The following is a 222-nucleotide window of genomic DNA, read 5'->3' on the forward strand; positions in this document are numbered from 1 at the left end:
GAAAAAACTTCTGACGCCCAGAGCAAGGAAGACAGCCGTGAGCTGGGCGATCGATGAGAAGGACTACTCGCAACGGCGGGCCTGCCGGCTCGTCGGCGTCGCGCCGAAAGTATTTCGCTACCGAACGCGGCGCGGAGACGATGGAGCGCTTCGCGCGCGTTTGAAGGCTTTGGACTTCCCCCGAGAAAGTGGAGGGCTTTTCTGATCGAATGGGCGAATCAG

1 pseudogene is annotated in these 222 nt (G+C 60.4%); it reads left to right on the forward strand.

Annotated elements, in window-relative coordinates:
- Window positions 1-196: pseudogene (locus tag ACKPVM_RS20570) on the forward strand (IS3 family transposase); the annotation flags it as partial.
- Window positions 197-222: the final 26 nt, after the last annotated feature.

It is taken from the genome of Pectobacterium hainanensis (genome assembly GCF_046237015.1).
GTDB lineage: Bacteria > Pseudomonadota > Gammaproteobacteria > Enterobacterales > Enterobacteriaceae > JBJYIN01.